The 21,065-nt window shown below is 38.6% G+C and carries 13 protein-coding genes; 9 read left to right on the top strand and 4 right to left on the bottom strand.

What is annotated here, in order from left to right; translation table 11 throughout:
- Window positions 1-33: 33 nt before the first annotated feature.
- Window positions 34-654, top strand: coding sequence for a hypothetical protein (locus tag I6E85_RS16760; RefSeq protein ID WP_231621084.1), 621 nt, complete (start codon window positions 34-36; stop codon window positions 652-654).
- Between the two features lie 83 nt (window positions 655-737).
- Here the strand turns inward: I6E85_RS16760 and I6E85_RS16755 are convergent, their stop codons facing one another.
- Window positions 738-2,198: an ATPase gene (locus tag I6E85_RS16755; RefSeq protein WP_197237162.1), complete on the bottom strand. Its 1,461-nt coding sequence runs from the start codon at window positions 2,196-2,198 to the stop codon at window positions 738-740.
- Between the two features lie 216 nt (window positions 2,199-2,414).
- Here I6E85_RS16755 and ylqF point away from each other — a divergent pair, with 216 nt between their 5' ends.
- Window positions 2,415-3,368, top strand: coding sequence for a ribosome biogenesis GTPase YlqF (gene ylqF / locus I6E85_RS16750; RefSeq protein ID WP_197237161.1), 954 nt, complete (start codon window positions 2,415-2,417; stop codon window positions 3,366-3,368).
- A gap of 657 nt (window positions 3,369-4,025) precedes the next feature.
- Here ylqF and I6E85_RS16745 read toward each other — a convergent pair.
- Window positions 4,026-7,004 (bottom strand): DUF3857 domain-containing transglutaminase family protein, encoded by a 2,979-nt coding sequence (locus tag I6E85_RS16745; protein WP_197237160.1) that lies wholly within the window; start codon window positions 7,002-7,004, stop codon window positions 4,026-4,028.
- A gap of 499 nt (window positions 7,005-7,503) precedes the next feature.
- Here I6E85_RS16745 and I6E85_RS16740 point away from each other — a divergent pair, with 499 nt between their 5' ends.
- The 7 genes from I6E85_RS16740 (at window position 7,504) to fusA (ending at window position 16,398) form a co-directional block, all read left to right on the top strand.
- Window positions 7,504-8,745, top strand: coding sequence for an OprO/OprP family phosphate-selective porin (locus tag I6E85_RS16740; protein ID WP_101163938.1), 1,242 nt, complete (start codon window positions 7,504-7,506; stop codon window positions 8,743-8,745).
- Window positions 8,746-8,756: 11 nt separating this feature from the next.
- Window positions 8,757-9,728 carry a tripartite tricarboxylate transporter substrate binding protein gene (locus tag I6E85_RS16735; protein WP_024589481.1) on the top strand — a complete coding sequence of 324 codons (972 nt, stop codon included), beginning with the start codon at window positions 8,757-8,759 and terminating at the stop codon, window positions 9,726-9,728.
- A gap of 13 nt (window positions 9,729-9,741) precedes the next feature.
- The gene (locus I6E85_RS16730) at window positions 9,742-10,209 is read left to right on the top strand and encodes a tripartite tricarboxylate transporter TctB family protein (protein ID WP_008136528.1); all 468 of its coding nucleotides are present in this window, start codon (window positions 9,742-9,744) and stop codon (window positions 10,207-10,209) included.
- A 3-nt stretch (window positions 10,210-10,212) separates the two neighbouring features.
- On the top strand, window positions 10,213-11,733 hold the full coding sequence (locus I6E85_RS16725; RefSeq protein WP_008136529.1) for a tripartite tricarboxylate transporter permease: 1,521 nt from the start codon (window positions 10,213-10,215) through the stop codon (window positions 11,731-11,733).
- A gap of 11 nt (window positions 11,734-11,744) precedes the next feature.
- On the top strand, window positions 11,745-13,367 hold the full coding sequence (locus I6E85_RS16720) for a sensor histidine kinase (RefSeq protein ID WP_024589480.1): 1,623 nt from the start codon (window positions 11,745-11,747) through the stop codon (window positions 13,365-13,367).
- A gap of 14 nt (window positions 13,368-13,381) precedes the next feature.
- Complete coding sequence (locus I6E85_RS16715) at window positions 13,382-14,107, top strand: response regulator (RefSeq protein ID WP_024589479.1); 726 nt, start codon at window positions 13,382-13,384, stop codon at window positions 14,105-14,107.
- A gap of 206 nt (window positions 14,108-14,313) precedes the next feature.
- A complete protein-coding gene (fusA, locus tag I6E85_RS16710) occupies window positions 14,314-16,398 on the top strand; it encodes an elongation factor G (RefSeq protein ID WP_010554859.1) in 2,085 nt (694 codons plus the stop codon).
- Window positions 16,399-17,251: 853 nt separating this feature from the next.
- Here fusA and mdoH read toward each other — a convergent pair.
- Together mdoH and I6E85_RS16700 are read right to left on the bottom strand one after the other, a co-directional pair.
- Window positions 17,252-19,213, bottom strand: a complete 1,962-nt coding sequence (gene mdoH, locus I6E85_RS16705) for a glucans biosynthesis glucosyltransferase MdoH (protein WP_024609386.1) — start codon at window positions 19,211-19,213, stop codon at window positions 17,252-17,254.
- Complete coding sequence (locus I6E85_RS16700) at window positions 19,185-20,804, bottom strand: glucan biosynthesis protein G (protein ID WP_024589477.1); 1,620 nt, start codon at window positions 20,802-20,804, stop codon at window positions 19,185-19,187. The genes mdoH and I6E85_RS16700 overlap by 29 nt, the downstream gene beginning before the upstream one ends.
- Between the last annotated feature and the right edge of the window lie 261 nt (window positions 20,805-21,065).

Here is a 21,065-nt window from a genome sequence, read left to right as displayed (position 1 = left end):
AGAGCTTGGATTAGTTAATCAAAATGCAACAAAATGAATGAGCAGTGCACAAAGGCGATGCCTAATAAAACTAAAAGACCCAATATGACGCTGGGTAGAGCCGCCGTTTTAGGTTTGATGGAGCGTTATACCTCTACAGGGTTTGGTTATCGCTTATCGCTACTAGAAGTGCAAAAGCTTGTGTATTTTTTAACGGCAGCAGGTGAACCTTTAAATAAAGTGATATTTCAAAAGCATCATTATGGCCCTTATGCTGATGTGCTACGCCATGTACTAGATAAAATGGAAGGTCACTTTATTACCGGTTATGCAGACGGTATAAATAAGCCTGATACGCCTATAGAGCTTAAAGGTGATGCAGCTATCGAAGCACTGAATTATTTGCAAGAATGCCCAGATACAAAACAACGATTTGATAAAGTAGCTAGGCTAATAGAAGGCTTTGAGTCGCAAAACGGTATGGAACTACTTTCAACTGTGCATTGGGTTGCCACTAATGAGTTAGAAGGTAATAACATTACTGATGAAGAGCTTATAAATACAGTACATAGCTGGAATGCTAGAAAATCGCAAATGAAGCCAGCCCATATTCTTGCTGCTTGGAACAAGCTAAAACAAGAAGACTGGTTAAATTTAAAAGCACAAACAGCTTAAAACTATTTTAAAGGGAAGCGTATAGCTTCCCTTTTATGCCGTGCTTTTGATAGGGCTTTAAATATCAGATTAACTTACTTAGGTTACCCTTCAAAAAACTGATTGTTTTGTGGCTCTTTGTAGAAATACTTTAATTCTAAGTTTATATTCTTTTTGATTTCGCTGAACCATGTTAAATCTTCTGTGAGTGGGACATTCCCACCAATAATCCATATTTCACTACAAGCTTCAGTGCCTGGATATAAAGCATATCGAAGTAATTGACCAATAGCGGCTTCAATATCCTCTTTAGCATTTGATTTAAATTTTAGCTCAGCAACAATGTTTGCGTTCGTTTCTGTGTTCTTTAGAACTACATCACGAATGTGGGCACGCCCTAAGTCTTCGCTTTGCTTTGCAATCGTATTGTGACGATATTCTGAGTTATGCAACCACTGAATAAACTGCCCCTCTAATTCAGCTTCTCGATATTGAACCTCTATAGATTCAACTTGCTTTCTTATAGCTGTTTTTAGGGTTAAATCGTCTTCTTCTAATGCTAGATCGTTTAAGTGTTTTTCTTCGTAAATTACCCAAAGTATTATATTAATAAGTAACTCATCATATTCATGCTCTAAGTTATTGCGTATAAATTCTTTTAACCGAATATTAGCGTCGAACCAGTTAGAATATTTATATTTAAACCCCCATTTTTGGGTGAAATATGAGCATATGTACTCAAATGCATCTTTGGTAACGGTTGTGGAAAAATGTTGGGGAGCAGCGGCTGCAAAAACACGATTGAGTAGTGCTATATGTAAGTATTTTACTTTGCCATCGTCTTTCAGCTTTTGTAACTCCTCCTTACATTCTTGGTAAGTGACTAAAGATTGGCTATTAACTATTTTTTTAGTAATACTTTTTAAAGTACTTTTAGATAATTCAAATTCCTCTTTAGATAATGATCCCTGCTTTAAGCTTGAGATGTCGTTGTCTCGGCTATACCAAAGATCCCATAATAGCTGATCGCTTATATCAGTTTCATTTTTAGCATTTGATACAGCGCTAACAATTTTTTGATAGCCTATGTACCAATCATGACGCTCAAGTTTATATGAAGAAATCATTGCACTGAAAAAACTGTCAAGGTGTAGTGCTTCTGTATTGGCGTAATCAGTAGGGATATTCGGTGTGCGAGTGATATTAAATTTAGCTATGAAATTATTTAAATGCTCTAGCTCATTACGTCCTGAAAGTGTTTGCTCTGTAAGTTTACCCTTATCAGGCGCCAAGACCAAAGAGTTTACATTGAACTTAAACTTATACTCAATACCAGTATTGGTGAATCTAAAAACAATATAACTTCCAATAGCGCGACCAGCATCACGTTCTCTTCTGCCTACACATATTTCCCATTTATTGACGGGGTCGCGAAAATATATATCTAAACTTTTTTGATTATAAAGTTCTAACAACTTAAAAAAAGCAGGAGATACATCATCAGTCCAATTTACGGAATATTTTTTGTAGCTAGGGTGATCTTTTATAGAGGCTATGAGCGTCATATTAAGTTCCTTCTCTTATGATTAAAAGTAATTACATAATTTATAGTACATAGATTACGTTGGTTTCATTACTCTTTTTATTTTTAGAAGCACTATACCTCTCTTCTGTAGTAAACTTACTTATTATTACGAAAAGTACAAAAGCATAGTTTTACTTTTAGTACCCACATTAGTACCCATAGGCTGCGGCCTTTAATTAAAGGTCATATAAATCAAATGAGTAGAGCAGGAATACAGTGGTTCCCTGGGCACATGAATAAAGCCCGCAATGAAATTAAAGAAATAATGCCACAAATGGATGTGATCATTGAAGTGCTTGATGCGCGCATTCCCTACAGTAGTGAAAACCCGATGGTGGCAACTTTGCGTGAAGGTAAGCCGGTCATCAAAATTTTGAACAAAGCTGATTTAGCTGATCCTAAAATGACTCAAATCTGGAAAGATTATTTTGAGCAAGAAAACGGTGTTAAAGCGATTTCTTTTGGACATGATAAAGCCGCTGAAGTAAGTCGTATAAATGAGCTTTGTAAAAAGTTAGTGCCGCATAAAGTGGGTGCAGATAAGCAAATTAAAGCCATGATAATGGGTATTCCTAACGTGGGTAAATCTACGTTAATTAATGTACTGGCTGGACGCATAGTTGCAAAAACAGGTAATGAACCTGCGGTAACCAAAGCACAACAACGCATTAAGCTTGAAGACGGTATTATGCTTTACGATACGCCAGGTATGTTGTGGCCAAAAGTAGAGAATGAAAACTCAGGTTATCGCTTAGGCGCTACCGGTGCAATTCGTGATACGGCGCTTGAGTATGAAGAAGTAGCAAGTTACACCGCTGAGTACTTATTGCGTGCATACCCTGAGCTTTTAAAAGCGCGTTATAAAATTACCGAACTGCCTGAAAGTGACTGGGAGTTTGTTGAAATGGCAGGTAAAAAACGCGGCTGTATTCGTGGTGGTAATCAAATAGACACATATAAAATGTCTGAAATACTAATCAACGAATTACGCGACGGTATTATTGGCCGTATTACTATGGAAACTCCGCAAATGCGTGAGGAAGAAGAAGTAATGGTTGCTGGTTTACGCGCCGCTGCAGAAGCTAAAAAAGCAGCTAAAGAAGAAGAAAAGCTCCAACGCCGAGCGCGAGCTCGTAAAAACCGTCGTTAATATTTAACCAGAGTTCAGGTTATTTAATTAAAGAGATTTAGTTTTACTAAATTACAGACATAAAAAAAGCCCGTAAGGGCTTTTTTAGTTTCATATCTACCGTCACCGATATGAGCAATGTAGCAAGTAAAATAGTAGGGCGGTTACTCATCATCAACATCAAGGGGCGTTGCGGTTCATAACAAGTAACCATAGCTGTTTACGTGCGCCACACGTTGTTTCAGGGTCGAGAAACAAATCAATTCATTCCTTAACAAGTGGTATGCAATCCGTCTTGTTGATATTGATTATCAGTTAGATCTAACTATCTGTCAACACCTAAATGCAAATAATTCTTATTATTGTGGCGCTTGTTTTTTATTCATATATAAATCGGCTAGTTAGCACTGCCATTTCATAAAAATGTTTATCTTGGTTAAACAATTAAGAATAGATGTTTAATGCTTATTGAATAATTTGATATGGATTTTTATTATAAAAGTATTAATCTTTCGAAGTTAAAATAAATTCAAGCTAGGAATGATTTTATCGCCTTCCAAGACAGCGACTGCTTTGATATCAAATAAAATAGTCTCTTATAAAATCTTAACCCCCAAAGATCAACAGCCTTTAATTAGTGGCTAAAAATATTCGTACTTAATTGGATATTTTAAGCCACTAACGCACTTTATTTGCTGTTATACGTAAATTAATCTGCTCCACTAGTACTTTATCCTGCTTGTTTAGACGCCCTACAATGAGCAAGAAATCACTACCGTCAGTTTTTATTACTTTAATGCTTGTGTTATCAAGTTTGGTTTTACCGTAGGTGGTTTCTATTTTTTCTATGTCTTTAAAGTGACTAAGATCCGATTCAAGCCTGCCGTCATCGTTTTTGTAGTAACTAAAAATATAGTTCTCGGTTATTCCGTTACCGTCTTCTCGGTAATCAAATACTGCATCGCTATAAAAATAAAGTATTTCTTCGTTTTCAGGTGTTAGGCGATTACGTTTTAAAAAGTGTACTTGGTAAGACCATAAACTATCGCCTTTTATAATTGCGGCATTGGGTAAAATATTTACTTCTTGAAGTACGCCTAAAAATAATAGAGGTGCAAACGCAAGCGAGATTAAATACTGTCTAATTCGCCAGTACGAGTTGTAATGTAGGGCTTCTTTACTTGTATCGGTTTGTTCAATGTAACTAACTAGAGGCAACCATAAAAATGGCATTATACAAATCACTATGGTTGCGTATTCGTCCATACGATAAGCAAAGACGCTGGCGAGTACCATTAGCCAGAGTGTTAATGCAGTCCAGTTAGGCATTACTCTATTTTTGTTTAACTGTTGTTGGCTGTGCTCTGCAAGTGCGAGATACAAAGGGTAATACCATAAAAATGCAAATATACCTCGAGCAATAGGCATAATACTTGAGTTATCGCGCTCTTTAATGGCTTTAAAGTTACGATAACTCCAGTAGTTAACAAATATGCCTAAACTTAAAATACTGTAAATAATAAACTTACTTACAGATACTGCATAAAATGGACTATCTTCAAATTTCACTTTTTTTGCTGACTCTAATCGCCAATCGGCAAAAAAGAATATGAGTACTAAAATATAGCCAGCCAACACATATTTAAGCCAGCTATAACCAAAGCTATCTAGCACATCAGCTGTTGTTTGAGGTGTTTCGGTCGTTTCCGCGTATTTTAGAATAGGGTAATGGGTTGCTGATATTAACTTTTTACGCTGTGCTAAATAATCATCTATTTGAGCGGCTTTAATATGATCTTGTTTTGCGTAATAGTCATAACTCAGTGTTAAAACGTTATCATTAAATTCAGTAGTTGTTTTTAGATTGAAGTAGTCGTTATCAATTTCTTGTTGATCGCTATCAAATCCCCAACCTTTTTCTGCAAAATGTAGTTTTATTGTGGTGTTAATTATATTGGGGTAGCCAAAGTAGAGTGGGTCGGTGCGATTTACCTGCTTTGGTTCGTAAACGCTATTTTGTATTTCATTCGCGTAAAAACTAGCTTCGTAGCCTTCGTCTGTTTTTTCCCAAAATTCACTAATTAAATACGATTCTTTGGTTATTAGTTTACCCGTTTGTTCTTGTTCACTAATAGTCATTGCTTCATTGATTGATAGACCATTTAAAAAGCCTTGGTAATACTCGAAATAAGATTTAGCAACGCTATTTAGACCACTGCTGGCTATACTGCTTCTTCGGTTAATAGCTTCAAATTCAGCATAAGTGTACTGGGTTTCAAAACGTGATGGCTCAGATACTTTTTCAGCAATAAAAAAGTTATCTTCTACAGATACATTTGTATGTACAGGTTTTTGCGCCATTGAAGTTAAAGTGGTTTCACCTTTATCAATAATTAGGGCATAGCCATAATCAGGCTGTGCTAAATATTCGAGAGTACCTCGTTGGTAGCTAACCGTAGGATCGAGCCAGTAGCGTTTTCCGTTTTGTTTAAGCGTAACAATTACGTGATTAAATACACTTGCAGAAGGTGGAAGTTCTTTTAAACGTTTGGTTTCCTCTGTATCAACTAGCGCAGGGAAGGCCTCTATATCCATCGCTTTTAATAACGAGATAAGCAGTACTGTTTTATCTTTGCAATCGCCATATCGTAGCGAAAGCGTTTCTGAAGCTGACGTTGGTTGATGCGAGTTAGTTCCCATTTCAAGCCCTAAATATCGAACTTCGTCTTGGCTAAAGCGCAGTGCTGCTGCAATTTTGTCTGATGTTTTTGTGTGTTTTGCTTTTATTTCTTCAGCTACATCCAAAATGCTGTTTGGGGTTTCTATGGCTGACTGATAAAGTGGATATGCCCAGTTAACTACCTGACCCCAATCGTCAAACTCAGAAAAGTAAACTTGTGTATATGGGTCGTACCACGTTGGGGTTTGAGAATTTTGCTCGAGTAAGGGTTCTTCAAAAAGAGTTATAGAATAATCTTTGCCATATTTGTTAAGCGTTTCTTGAATATCTGCTGTGCCGTTTATTGTATTAATATGTAAAGGCGTTTGTTTACCCCAAAGTACACGCATATTTTGTTGCACTACGGGTACCGACCAGTTTAGCGTGCGTCTTGTACTAAATTTATTAGCATATATAGGGTTGCTACCTGCCACTGTGTAGCTGTAATCAAGTATGTCGCCACTGCGCATATCATCAATAATAATGTTGAGTGATAAGCTACCATTATAAATACGATCAGCTAACTCAGATTCACCTTGTATAACCGTCATTCTCGCGCTGCCAAGCTTATCAATACGCTCATTATTTCTAATAATCGTTAAGCTATTTAGTGTTAGCGACTCGTAACTTGGATCAAAATCAAGATTAAGCTGGCTTATATAATCAACACCACTTTGATTTAAAGCTTTCATAACCAAACGCGTATAGCGTTGCTGTTTTTGTCTGCTCGGTATATAGGATTGATTATCGAGTAACAAATAAAGTGTGCCGTCACGTACCTTGGTTATGTCGGAATGCTTGGGTTGCTCAATAATATGTGTATTAACCCAATTAGCTGGTTTATCTATTTTATATTGCTGCGCAAAAATATTATGAGAGAAAATTAATAAGGTAAGTGCAATTAGCCAAGAGCTGAGTCGAAGGAAGTTCCATTTCATTGTAGGGTCTTATAGTTGTTTTTATAAATACTATTGAAGGAATAATGTACCAAATTCAGGCTTTTTTGACAATGTGATGTTAACAAATTCATTGTTGAGCAGTTAATTAATAGTATATAAATAAACTGCTATGGTAAGTGCGAAACGCTTAACCCCCCTCAAATGTTCCTAAAATGATTTTCTAGTTGTATTGCTAAATCATAATTAGCTAAGCCTACTTTATTGTGGGCTTTATTAGAGCTGCAAAAATCCTATCTATTTATTCGTACGGTAATCATTCAAACCTTTAAAAGTGTTTATAAATCAAAATATAACAGTAACTGTTTTTGCTCTTTTTGTTCATGAACTTTATGAGCAAAAAGCATATAACGATCATCAATGCACCTTACCTTCTAAATATTTAGTTAATTTCACGTTAACAATAAGCTGCGAGTTAGATAGCAGTTTGTCGTCGCTTATCTACCTGACAATAAATACATACACAAGCGTGGAGAAAATAATGAAAGCAAGTAACACACAACTCGCTTTGGCAGTTGCTGCAGCATTAGCAAGTACATCCGTTTTAGCCGATAACGATACGCAAAAACTACAAGAGCAATTAGATGCGTTACAAAAAGAAGTAAGTGCATTAAAAACAACCAGTGGTTTTAATTTAGAGTTTGGTGGACGGGTTCAGCTCGACTACAACTATTTTGATGGTGCTTACAATGCTGATAACGAGGGCTCTGGCGGGAGCAATTTTTTCCCTCGTCGTATTCGTACTTACGTTGAAAGTGAGCACGGAAATTGGGATCACAAGTTGTTACTCGAGTTTGCCGAAGGCACTGCTGAAATAGTGATGGCGCGTGTTCGTTATGCGTTTGATAACGGACTTAAAGTTAAAGCAGGTAAAATTCGCGAAGATATATCGCTAAATGCATTAACCAGTTCAAAGCACATTAATACAATTGAGCGTAGTTCGCTTGCCAATACTTTCTCCCCATTTTTTCGTTGGGGCGCTTCTGCCTATCAATATTTTAAAGACTCTGGCTTTCGTTACGCGATAGGCGTTTATAAAAATGATGCATTTGGTGCAACAGGTAGCGATGAAAACGATAAGCTTACTCTTGCTATTACTGGGCGTGCTACATGGTCGAGTACATCACCTGGCGATGTAATTCATTTAGGCGTGTGGCATTCATATCGCGATATGGGTGGCAATGAATTAGGCGCACGTTTTGCGCGTGGTGAAGTGCGCGAGACTAATACTCGCCTTGTTGATTATGCTGCTGGTGGTGTAACAAGCCCACTTGATAGTTTATCGCAAACCGGTCTTGAGTTTGCTTATCAGGCGGATTCTTTAACACTTGAGGCTGAATATGCAAGCCGCTCACTTGATGCCGCTAATAGTGCTGATTTTTTAGATGGCGAGCGCTTTGATGGTTTTCATGTATCGGCAAGTTACTTTTTAGGTGGAGAACAGCGCCAATACAAAGCGAGCTCTGCATTATTTGTACAACCTAAAAATATTAAAGATGCATGGGAGTTGGTGGCACGTGTTTCAGAAGTAGATGCTACAAGTAGCTTACAAGGCACAAAAGCGACAACTTATACATTAGGTACATCTTATTACGTAAGTAGTGATATTAAGTTTATGGGTAATCTAATTTACAGCGATGTAGAAGGTGCCGGTACTACTGCGCTGGTTGGCGACGAAGACTCTGGTATGGGCTTTAGTGCACGTATGCAGTATTTATTTTAAAGGGACACACAATGAAATTATTTAAATCATTACAAACGACCATATTTGCAGCATCGTTAGTACTTAGTAGCCCAATGGCAATGGCCGACACTCACTTTTTAATCCCTGGCGGACCTGGTGGTGGTTGGGATACAACAGCCCGTGGTATAGGCGAAGGGTTAGTTAAGTCGGGCATTGAAAATAATGCATCTTTTCAAAATATGTCTGGTGGTGGAGGCGGTCGTGCTATTGCGTATTTAATTGAGTCGGGCACTAAAAAGGGCGATATTTTAATGGTTAACTCAACGCCTATCGTATTGCGCGCGTTAAGTGGCCGAATTCCTTATAGCTATCGCGATTTAACACCTGTAGCCAGTATGATTGCAGATTATGGCGCGTTTGTAGTGCGTAACGATTCTCCATTTAAAACTTGGGAGGATGTTATTAAATCAATAAAAGAAGATCCAAGTTCGGTAAAAGTAGCGGGCGGTTCTGCTCGCGGCAGTATGGATCACTTAGTGGCGGCTCAAGCAGTTAAAGCTGCGGGTATAGATGGTCGACGCCTACGTTATATTCCTTACGATGCAGGCGGTAAAGCTAAGGCTGGGTTGCTTTCAGGCGAAGTGAATTTACTTTCTACTGGCTTAAGTGAAGCGCTTGAAGTAGCTAACGGTGGTCAAGCACGTATTTTAGCGGTTACATCGGGTGAGCCCTTACCTGATTACCCAAAAATACCCACACTTAAGTCACTAGGTTACGATATGGAATTTGTTAATTGGCGTGGTCTTTTTGCTGCGCCTAATTTACCCGCTGAAAAGTTAGCACAGTACACAAAAAAACTACGTGAGTTGCAAAGTACACCTGAGTGGGAAGCTGTACGAGCTCGTAACGGTTGGCTAAATCTTTTTCAAGAAAAAGATGAGTTTATTAAGTCACTAGAAGCACAAGAAGTGCAGCTTAGAGCTGTAATGGAAGAGCTTGGCTTTATCCGCACATTGCCGTAATCGAGGTTTTAAAATGACGAATCGAGAATTAATAGGGCCAAGTTTATTCTTGGCGCTATTTACTTTATACGCTGTGGTTGCATGGCAAATTCCGCTACTACCGTTTGAAGAATACGAAACGGTTACCTCAGCGACACTTCCTAAAGTATATGCCGGGTTTGGTATTGTGGTGTGCTTACTTTCTATTGGTTCAACATTGCTTAAACCAAGAGAGAAAACTAATACTGATGATGTTCTTGAAAAGTCACACGTACTGCGCACCTTTGGTTTATTAATATTAATGGTAATTTATAGCGCGGCACTGGAGCCAATTGGTTTTTTAATTTCTACTAGTGCGTTTTTGCTTGCGGGCTTTTTTGTGATGGGCGAAAGACGTAAGGGAATTTTGCTATTTGCATCGATACCGGTTGCGGTGGTTTTTTGGTTTTTGATGACTCAAGTATTAGGTATTTACTTGGTTCCGGGCGATTTGTGGAGTTAAGTTATGTTTGATGGAATTATGCTTGGTTTGTCGACCGTGCTCGACTTTAATAATTTAATGTACGTTATAGCTGGCTGCTTGGTAGGTACTTTTATAGGTATGTTACCAGGATTGGGGCCAATTACCGCAATTGCCTTGATGATCCCAATTACTTACAGCATTGGCGCCGATTCGGGCATGATTTTAATGGCGGGTGTTTATTACGGCGCTATTTTTGGTGGCTCTACGTCATCTATTTTAATTAATGCGCCTGGCGTGGCGGGTACGGTAGCTTCCTCCTTTGATGGCTACCCGCTTGCTAAACAAGGGCACGCAGGTAAAGCATTGGCAATTGCTGCTTATTCCTCCTTTATAGGCGGAACGATTGGCGCCATATTATTAATGGTAGCTGCACCTTTATTAGCAAAAGTGTCATTGAGTTTTCAATCCCCTGATTATGTTGTGTTGATGTTTTTAGGCTTAACAGCTATTGCAGCATTTTCAAATAAAGGGCAATTTTTAAAAGCAATGATGATGACTGTGTTTGGCTTGATGCTAGCAACGGTTGGTATTGATCCATCATCAGGGACTGACCGATTTACCTTTGGGCAACCTGATTTACTCGACGGAATAAGCTTTTTACTGGTTGCTATGGCAACGTTTGCATTAGCCGAGGCGCTTGTAAATGTTGTAAAACCAGAGAAAAAAGATGCTAAAAACATTAATGACTCAGACACACCGCAAATAGGTTCAACCAAGTTAAGTAAAGCCGAGATTAAAGAGATAGCACCAGTGATTGGTCGCTCGTCTATTTTAGGTTTTATAGTGGGGGTGTTACCGGGTGCTGGTGCAACTATTGCAAGCTTTATGGCTTATGCAACAGAGCGAAATTTAGCGCCAAAAGGTTTGAAAGAAAAGTTTGGTAAAGGCTCATTACGTGGTTTAGCTGCGCCAGAGTCGGCAAATAATGCGGCGTGTACAGGATCGTTTGTTCCACTGTTAACGCTTGGTATTCCGGGCTCAGGTACTACGGCAATTATGCTAGGTGCTTTGATTGCTTACGGCATTCAACCAGGTCCAATGCTTATGCAAGAAAACCCAAGTGTATTTTGGGCGGTTATTGTAAGTATGTACTTTGGTAATATTGTACTGCTTATTTTAAATTTGCCGCTTATTCCTTACTTTGCAAAAGTATTAGCAATGCCTAAGTCGGTACTCACCGTGATGATATTGTTCTTTAGCTTAATTGGTGTTTACTTAGTGTCCTTCAATACCTTCGACTTATTTATGATGGTAGGATTTGCGGTGGTTGCGCTAGTATTGCGATTACTGTCATTTCCTATGGCACCATTATTATTAGGTTTTATATTAGGAGATATGATTGAGCGAAACTTCCGTCGTTCAATGATGATTTCTGATGGCTCATTAAGCTTTTTATGGGATCGTCCGCTAACATTGAGCATATTTGTAATTTCAATTTTAGTGCTGTTGTTTCCGTTAAAAGATTATTTAATGCAACGCCGTGCAGACAAAGTAAATGCATAATTGAGAATGAAATGAAAAACACCAACAAGCTAAATCCATTGCAAAACATGGCCATAAAACCTAAGCGATTAGAAACACGATTAATTATTTGGGTAACAGGATTGTGTGTATTGCAGGCTTTATTATTTGGCGCGTTGGTGTATCAACTTACAGCGCAAAGCTTACATAACCATATTGGTGATAAAGCATTAGCTGTAGCAAGCAGTATTGCCACACGTGCTGATGTAATTAATGCACTGAAAATACCTAATGACTTAACCGCTATTAACATGCAAATTGAAGATTTACGACAGCTTGTAGGTGCTGATTTTATTGTTGTTGGCGATGAAAATGCGCTTCGTATTGTGCATCCAGATGAAGATAAAATTGGCAAAAAAATGGTCGGAGGCGATAGCCAAGCTGCATTAAAAGGTGAACGCTATATTTCGGTGGCCCATGGTAGCTTAGGTGAATCAATTCGTGGCAAAGTGCCGGTGTACGCAGGTAATAATGAAATAATAGGCGTTGTATCGGTTGGTTTTTTAGTACAATCAATCGATCCGCTTATTCTCTCTCGCAGTAGTGAAATTTTAATATGGGGCTTAATACTTGTAGGTTTAAGTATACTGGCGGCTATTTATATTGGACAGCGTGTCAGAAATGCTATTTTTGGCCTGCAGCCAGATGAAATTGCACGTTTGTTTTCAGAACAAGATGCAATTTTAAATACGGTACGCAGCGGTATTATTGCACTCGACCCGGACGGAAAAGTACGAAAACTCAATCAACGCGCCTGCGAAATATTAGATAAACCAACTTCAATTATTAATCAGAACCTCAGCTTAAACGATTTATTACCTGAACATGCAGAATTTTTATTGCGTAATCAGCGACGTAAAATAGTGGGTTTTGAATTATTTGCCGCCGATAAACGCCTTATATTATCGAGATTTTCTTTGCAAGTGCAAGGGCAGGCGGATGGTATTTTACTGAGTATGCGCCCCTCTGATGAACTTGAGTATTTAAGCCAACAACTTACTAAAGTTCAGGCTTTTGCAGAGCTTTTAAGGGTACAAACTCATGACTATTCTAATAAGCTCAACTTAATTGGTGCGTTAGTGCAAATGGGCAAAAACGAACAAGCTATAGAAATAATAGGGCAAGAAAGCCAGGGCTCTCAGGCACAAATTCATAACTTGTTAGAGCGCATACAAGACCCTGTGCTTGCTGGTTTGTTGGTGGGTAAATATCATAAAGCAAGAGAATTAAATGTTGCGCTTGAGCTTAACCCCGACAGCCTACTTGGTGTTATTGCACGTAAAGATATGCTCGAGCGAGTTGTATCTATTTTAGGTAACCTTATAGATAATGCGATTGAGGCTGCTATTAGGTCATCGAACTCTCGCTCTGCAAAAGTACGGGTAACCGTTGATGAAACCAGCCAAACTCTCTTATTTGATGTAGAAGATACAGGCTTTGGGTTAGGTTCTGACCATGATGTTATTTTTACCCCTCAGTACAGCTCTAAATCAGGAGCAGAGCATGGTATTGGTTTATATTTAGTAAAAACAAATTTAGACTCATGCGGTGGCACGTTAGAAATTGGTGAGTCAGACCTACTTGGTGCAAGACTAAGTGTTTACATTCCAAAATAATAAGAGCATTAAACATGACGTATTCAGTAGTAATAATTGAAGACGAAGTAGAGGTAGCACAGCTATTAGCGCAGTACTTGTTATTACCAAATGGTGTCGCAGGTAGTCAAACGCCAAAGCAAAGTTTAAGGCAAGCACAGTATCAGGTAGTGGGCATTGCAGGTAATTTAAGCACGGCAACAGCCTTACTGCATGCAATTGAACCCGATTTGATTTTACTCGATATACATTTACCTGATGGTAACGGACTTGATTTATTGACCGACTTACGACGTCGAACGATTAAAAGTGAGGTTATGCTGCTCACTGCTGCAAAAGAGGTCGAAACCCTTGAAAAAGCAATGCAGTTAGGCGCATGCGACTTTTTAGTAAAACCATTAATGTTAAACCGACTTGATCAAGCACTCGCACGTTTTGAATCACGTCAGCAATGTTTTTCTGATGCAAGTGAAGTAACGCAGTCAATGGTTGATACGTTATTTGGTTCAAAGCAGCAAACCAACACGTCTGTTCGTTTACCAAAAGGGGTCGATCAACTTACCCTGCAAAAAATACATGATGCTTTTGTAGAGCACGCAACCACTGCATTTACCGCTCAGCAAATGGGCGATTTGGTTGGTGTTAGTCGCTCTACAGCACGCCGTTACTTGGAGTATTTGCTTGAATCAGGTAAGTTAACAGCGGATCAAAGTTATGGCAGTATTGGCCGCCCTGAACGTTGCTATAAAATAGCGAAGTAACTTTTTGTACCTAAGGCTTAAATATTAAATTTCATTTATTTCAATGCCTTACGTTTTTTTTGTTATGTTTGATATTTAATAGATTCTGACGATAAAAAAAATATGTTGAATTGATTGCATTTTAAGCGGCTTGTATGGTGATGTTCGCTTTAAGTGATGTTATACTCCTGCGGAATAATTTATCGACTTTATTAAGAGCAAAATTAATGGCAGATTTATCGAAGTACAGAAACATTGGTATTTTCGCGCACGTTGATGCGGGTAAGACCACGACTACTGAGCGTATCCTAAAGCTTACTGGTCAAATCCATAAAACTGGTGAGGTTCATGATGGTGAATCTACTACTGACTTCATGGAACAAGAAGCTGAGCGCGGTATTACTATTCAGTCTGCGGCTGTAAGCTGTTTCTGGAAAGATCACCGTTTTAACGTTATCGATACTCCTGGACACGTTGACTTCACAGTTGAAGTTTACCGTTCACTTAAAGTACTAGATGGCGGCATCGGTGTGTTCTGTGGTTCTGGTGGTGTTGAACCACAATCAGAAACTAACTGGCGTTATGCTAATGATTCAGAAGTTGCACGTATTATCTTCGTAAATAAATTAGACCGTATGGGTGCTGATTTTTACCGTGTAACTGAGCAAGTACGTAAAGTACTTGGCGCAACTCCACTAATCATGACTTTACCAATTGGTATTGAAGATGAGTTTGTTGGTGTTGTAGATGTTTTAACTAAAAAAGCATACGTTTGGGATGACACTGGTCTTCCTGAAAACTACGAAATCACAGACATTCCTGCAGACATGGTAGATAAAACTGACGAGTATTATGAAATGCTTGTTGAAACTGCCCTTGAGCAAGACGATGCACTACTTGAAGCTTACATGGAAGGTGAAGCACCTTCTTTAGAAGACATCAAACGTTGTATCCGTAAAGGTACTCGTGACCTTGCTTTCTTCCCAACATACTGTGGTTCTGCGTTTAAGAACAAAGGTATGCAGCTTATTCTTGACGCTGTTGTTGATTACTTACCATGTCCTACAGAAGTTGATCCTCAACCTCTTATGGATGAAGAAGGTAACGAAAATGGCGAGTTCGCAGTAGTATCTACTGACGAACCTTTCAAAGCGTTAGCATTCAAAATAATGGATGACCGTTTTGGTGCATTAACATTCGTACGTATTTACTCAGGTAAACTAAACAAGGGTGACACTATCCTTAACTCGTTTACTGGTAAAACTGAGCGTGTTGGCCGTATGGTTGAGATGCAAGCAGATGATCGTAACGAATTAACTAGCGCGCAAGCTGGTGACATCATTGCTATCGTAGGTATGAAAAACGTGCAAACTGGTCACACTCTATGTGATCCTAAGCACCCAGTAACACTTGAGCCAATGGTATTCCCAACTCCAGTAATCTCGATTGCTGTACAGCCTAAAGATAAAGGCGGTAATGAGAAAATGGGTGTTGCTATCGGTAAAATGGTTGCAGAAGATCCATCTTTCCAAGTTGAGACTGATGAAGATTCAGGCGAGACTATCCTTAAAGGTATGGGTGAGCTTCACTTAGATATCAAAGTAGATATTCTTAAGCGTACTTACGGCGTAGACCTTATTGTTGGTCAACCACAAGTTGCTTACCGTGAAACTATCACTAAAGAAATTGAAGATAGCTACACGCATAAGAAACAATCTGGTGGTTCTGGTCAGTTCGGTAAAATCGACTACCGCATCAAGCCAGGCGAAGTTGCTTCAGGTTTCACGTTTAAATCATCAGTTGTTGGTGGTAACGTACCTAAAGAATTCTGGCCTGCAGTTGAGAAAGGCTTCAAGTCAATGATGGGTACTGGTGTTCTAGCTGGCTTCCCTGTACTTGACGTTGAAATTGAACTTTTCGACGGTGGTTTCCATGCCGTGGATTCATCTGCAATCGCGTTCGAAATCGCTGCTAAAGGCGCTTTCCGTCAATCGATCCCTAAAGCGGGCGCACAACTTCTTGAGCCAATCATGAATGTTGACGTGTTCACTCCAGAAGATCACGTTGGTGACGTAATCGGTGACCTTAACCGTCGTCGTGGTATGATGAAAGACCAAGAAGCTGGTTTAACAGGCAGCCGTATTAAAGCTGACGTACCGTTATCAGAAATGTTCGGTTACATCGGTACACTACGTACAATGACATCTGGTCGTGGTCAGTTCTCTATGGAGTTCTCACACTACGCTGCATGTCCGCAAAACGTTGCTGATACAGTAATCGCTGCAGAAAAAGAGAAAAAAGCTGCTAAGTAATTAGCTCTTTAACTCTTAAAAAAACCCGCACATGTTGCGGGTTTTTTATTGCCTATAATTTGGTTTTATTTTTTTAGTTGTTTATAACTACTTTTTATTATTAATTAGTCCTATGTTACTAATTAATAAAAAGGTACTAGAGAGCAATTTATTTGCCTCAATTACTTAATTGGTTGGTTTATAAGAGGTTAATTGTAAGTTAAATGTAACTGCATGAATTTTAAGAACTTCTATTGATGCATCTAAATACGTAATGTAGAATACTAGCACTTTTAGACTAGAGCTCTAAAGTCAGATAAGGAAGTCTCCGCAGCAGAGACGTTTGCTATTAATTCTATATAAGACGTAACGATCATGAAATCTATTAAATTAGCACCAAACTGGTGGCTACAATTTACAAAATGCGTTTTAGCATTCAGCTTAATATTTTTAATTCATATTATATTTTCTGTGAACCTAAAAATTGTTTTTCTCACTGTAATGCCAGCTCTACTGATTATTACTACTTTTAATATTCCTCATCTTCGTTTTTTACATTGTTATAAAGCAGGCATTTGTTATACGCGTTTATGCACAAAGCGTTATATCAATAGCGAGGAAATTAGTTGCGTATCATTTAGTTCGTTTTTTCTTTTCACCATTTTTAAGGTGGAGTTAGATAATGGTAAAACGTTCCATTTTTATAACTGGCAACTTGATGATGAAACGCAATCAGCTATTTGTAAAATGTACTGCAATAAGTTAGCTAACAAAATTGAAAATATTAGCGATAAATGCAATGCTTGATCTTTAATTTAGATAGCAAAAAGGAGCGATTAATCGCTCCTTTTTTGTTTTTGTATTTTATAACGCGCTAATTAAACTTTTTTATAGCCTTAGCTTTTAGCGCTTTCATCTTTAGCCTGCGTGGCTTCTTAAAAGACTGGATAGGCATTGTTACCAACTGCTCTTGTGGTAGTGCCGGTATTGTTTGTGGATAAGCACCTTCCTTTGGTACCGAAATTTCTTTTAGATGTATTTTAAGTGCTTCTAGAGTTGAGTCGTTATCAACTTCACTAGGGCAAATAAATATACCTAATTTTCTTAGTTGTACACCGAGTTTAATGCTACTGGTATAACGGATAATCGGAGCGCCTAATACTAAGCCCAGCAATATAGGTGATAACCACCAAAAGAATACTGGCGTGAAGTAGTAAGCCGTACAACCCCATGCAATAGCCACAATAGTTGAGAATAACGTATAACCAAACGCCTCTTTCCACGGAACCATACGACCTTCGCGCGGTTGTGCATCCCACTTCACTTTTTTACCTAAAAACACACAAAGTACAAAGTAAGCATGAAATACCATCATTAATGGGGCAACAATAATAGCAAATACGGTTTCAATGATTGAACCTAGTATGAGCTTAATTGAACCACCAAAGCGTTTGCTTCTATGTATTAAGGTTACTATTATGCCCATTAGTTTAGGCATTAATAAAATAACAATAGTTAAATACAAGAGTGAATCAATCAGATCGGTTTTAGCTATTTGCCATGTAGGGAATAATTGATAAACACGGTTAAAGTACACATCACTATTTAATGCGCGCGTTACTGCATCAATAGTACTTAGCGCTAGCATTGAGAGCCAAATTAGTGATGAAATATAGGCTGTCGCACCAAGTAAAAAGTGCAGCTTACTCATTAATTTTAATTTTGATGATGACAATAAACCTAAGTGCTGAATATTACCTTGCACCCAGCGTCTATCGCGTACAGCGTAGTCTAGAATGTTACTTGGTACTTCTTCATAGCTGCCTTCAATATCTGATAGCAACAATACATCCCAACCAGCACTGTGAAGTAGTGAAGCTTCTACAAAGTCATGACTTAAAATTTCGCCGCCAAAAGGTGCATTACCTTTTAGTGTTGGCAAGCCACAGCACGTTATAAATGCTTCAACTCTAATGATTGCATTATGACCCCAGTAGTTGGCTTTATCAGTTTGCCAAAAAGCAGAGCCAGTAGCGAGCATTGGGCTATATAGCACTGACGCAAACTGTAAAAAACGGCCAAAAAAGGTATCTTGACGAACAGGGATCGGAATAGTTTGGATCAGGCCTGCTTGTGGGTTGTTGAGCATACTTGTAGTAAGCTCTAACATACATTTTCCGGTCATTACGCTATCTGCATCAAGCACAATCATATGGTCGTACTGGCTGCCCCAGCGCTCACAAAAGTCGGTTAGGTTACCTACCTTACGGTGTTTGTTATCTTCGCGACGACGATAAAAAACGTTTTTAGTCGTATCACCTAAACGTTCACACAATGCATGCCATGCACTTAGCTCGTTTTTAGCTATTTCTGGGTCTTGCGTGTCGCTTAATAGATAAAAATCGAAGTTTGCAAGTTGACCTGTTTCTTTTAACGATTGCAGACTAACTTCAAAGCCCGCGATAACACGGTGGGTGTCTTCGTTGTAAATAGGCATTACAACGGCGGTTTTTTGGGCGTTAATTGCCTCACTATTGAACTCAATTGGTTTAATACGCTTTAGCGTAAGTGGGTCAATTCGTAATAGCTGTAATACAAAGCCGATTGTTCCACTACAAAATGCCGTTACAATCCAGGCAAAAGTGATTGAGAATAATACTAAAAGAGCATACTCAAGTAATGTCATACCGTTTGAGCTTAAAATCTCAAACATAATAGATATGCCGTAGCCAGATGTGCCAAGCGCTGCAATAGCAAATAGCCAAACTCTTAATGTTTTGAATGGCATTGGAGTGCCCTTACCTTTATTACTTGATGTCATTTGGGTACCAAACATAACTCCATACCTCGCTAATTTCTTTATCACGTAGTTTTAACGATAAACGCATATCAACGGGTTGATCGTCCTGTGGTGCAATTTTAAAGGCTACACGCCATCCTCGTGAATCAGGCAGTTTTTGTACATTCACGTCGGTTACTTCGCCTGTTGTAAGTTGAATGTCGGCATCTAGCTTTAACTGTTCAGAGAGTTGATTTATTTCTGACCCAGTAAAATCAACAGTAAATTGGCGATGGCTTTTTGGTGGTGGATTGTCTTCACCTGGTAAAGCGGCGCTACCGATCCTTGTGCGCAGTACTCTCGCTTTCTCGTGCTGAGTTAAAACTGCATTAAAGGTCGTCATTTTGTAGCTTAGCTTTAATGAATCACCGGCTTTCATTGGCTTTTCTGGTACCCAGTAACTTACGATATTGTCGTTAGTTTCTGTATCAGTAGGTATTTCTACAAGTTCTACACGGCCACTTCCCCATTCACCTTGTGGTTCGATCCATAGGCTAGGGCGGTTGTGGTAATGTGCTTCTGTGTCCAGGTAGTTATTAAAGTCTCGGTCTCGTTGAGCTAACCCAAAACCTTTTGGATTATTATATGAAAACGAAGTTACACTTAGCTGTGAAGGGTTGTTAAGAGGGCGCCATACCCATTTATCATCAGCTGATTGAGTTAATAGGCCATCTGAGTCATGAACTTCAGGGCGATAGTCATCAAAAAATTTGGTACTGTTTTCACCGTGGTAAAACATACTCGTTAGTGGAGCTACACCTAGCTTTTTAATATCTTTACGCGCAAATATCTGCATATCAACATCAACTAGCATATTAGTTGTAGGGTCAACACTAAACTTGTATGCACCCGATATAGATGGGCTATCTAATAATGCAAAAATGGTGATTTGGGTTTGGTCGGCCTTTGGTTTAACTAACCAGAATTCTTTGAACATTGGAAATTCTTCACCCGAATTTTCTGCTGTATCAATGGCAAGGCCTCTAGCTGATAATCCATAAACTTGCTGAGGGCCAACGACTCTAAAATACGATGCTCCCTGAAATACCATTACTTCGTCTTTATACTCGTTAGTATTTAACGGGTAATGTAAGCGAAATCCAGCATGGCCTAGTTGAGTATCCGCAACACTTTTAGCTATTTCTTCTTGTAGTGGTGCAGCAGTGCCATCGTATTGGTAAAAGTCGGTACTGAAAGGTAAGCGACTGCGTTTAGAGTCGCTATCAACGGTATTTATTGTCACAGGTGTTTTATATAAAAAACCAGGATGGAATAATTGCAGCTCGTACAGGCCTTCATCTTTCCATACTGCTTTGTCTTTTTTAAATCGAATTGAACGGTAATCTTGATAATCAATATTGTTAAGTGCTTCAAGCTCAATGTTTTTAGGCGCCACGTATTCTTCGCTTGCTAACTTTTTAGCGCGGGCGCTAATTACGTCAAATAAGCTACTTTGTGGGATTGCTACATCAACGGTTGCAGCAATCGCTTGGTTGCTATTGCCCCAAGTCGAAAAAATAATAAGTAGACCCAGTAGTGGTGCTGACTTCTTTTGCCATTTAGGCAGATTTTGGGTTAGTTGTTTCATTCTCATTCCTTTATAAAAACACGACTTATTTTTACGTTTAGGGTAAATATTGATTTTATTTTGTAAGTATCTTCTAAATAACTTAGAGCAAAATTTAAACCTTAATAAAAGTTCATATTTTTCAATAGGTAATATTTATATACATAATTCACTGAGGTTTTGTTGTGTAAAATTCACTCAAATGTATGTAGTTGTTACTGATTAATTACTAGAAGATTCACAGATCGTCTGAACATATTACGGGGGGTTTAATGAAGCTTG

The sequence above is a fragment of the Pseudoalteromonas sp. NZS71 genome (assembly GCF_015864715.1).
GTDB lineage: Bacteria > Pseudomonadota > Gammaproteobacteria > Enterobacterales > Alteromonadaceae > Pseudoalteromonas > Pseudoalteromonas arctica.
The sequence above is the reverse complement of the archived record's forward strand: the minus strand, read 5'-3'. Positions and strand labels throughout refer to the sequence as shown.

Excerpts from the sequence above, each read along its gene's own strand:
- mdoH (WP_024609386.1), bottom strand. The coding sequence starts at position 19,213 with ATGTTTGGTACCCAAATGACATCAAGTAATAAAGGTAAGGGCACTCCA.
- I6E85_RS16700 (WP_024589477.1), bottom strand. The coding sequence starts at position 20,804 with ATGAAACAACTAACCCAAAATCTGCCTAAATGGCAAAAGAAGTCAGCA.
- I6E85_RS16740 (WP_101163938.1), top strand. The coding sequence starts at position 7,504 with ATGAAAGCAAGTAACACACAACTCGCTTTGGCAGTTGCTGCAGCATTA.
- I6E85_RS16725 (WP_008136529.1), top strand. The coding sequence starts at position 10,213 with ATGTTTGATGGAATTATGCTTGGTTTGTCGACCGTGCTCGACTTTAAT.
- I6E85_RS16755 (WP_197237162.1), bottom strand. The coding sequence starts at position 2,198 with ATGACGCTCATAGCCTCTATAAAAGATCACCCTAGCTACAAAAAATAT.
- ylqF (WP_197237161.1), top strand. The coding sequence starts at position 2,415 with ATGAGTAGAGCAGGAATACAGTGGTTCCCTGGGCACATGAATAAAGCC.
- I6E85_RS16745 (WP_197237160.1), bottom strand. The coding sequence starts at position 7,004 with ATGAAATGGAACTTCCTTCGACTCAGCTCTTGGCTAATTGCACTTACC.
- I6E85_RS16720 (WP_024589480.1), top strand. The coding sequence starts at position 11,745 with ATGAAAAACACCAACAAGCTAAATCCATTGCAAAACATGGCCATAAAA.
- I6E85_RS16735 (WP_024589481.1), top strand. The coding sequence starts at position 8,757 with ATGAAATTATTTAAATCATTACAAACGACCATATTTGCAGCATCGTTA.
- I6E85_RS16730 (WP_008136528.1), top strand. The coding sequence starts at position 9,742 with ATGACGAATCGAGAATTAATAGGGCCAAGTTTATTCTTGGCGCTATTT.
- fusA (WP_010554859.1), top strand. The coding sequence starts at position 14,314 with ATGGCAGATTTATCGAAGTACAGAAACATTGGTATTTTCGCGCACGTT.
- I6E85_RS16760 (WP_231621084.1), top strand. The coding sequence starts at position 34 with ATGAATGAGCAGTGCACAAAGGCGATGCCTAATAAAACTAAAAGACCC.
- I6E85_RS16715 (WP_024589479.1), top strand. The coding sequence starts at position 13,382 with ATGACGTATTCAGTAGTAATAATTGAAGACGAAGTAGAGGTAGCACAG.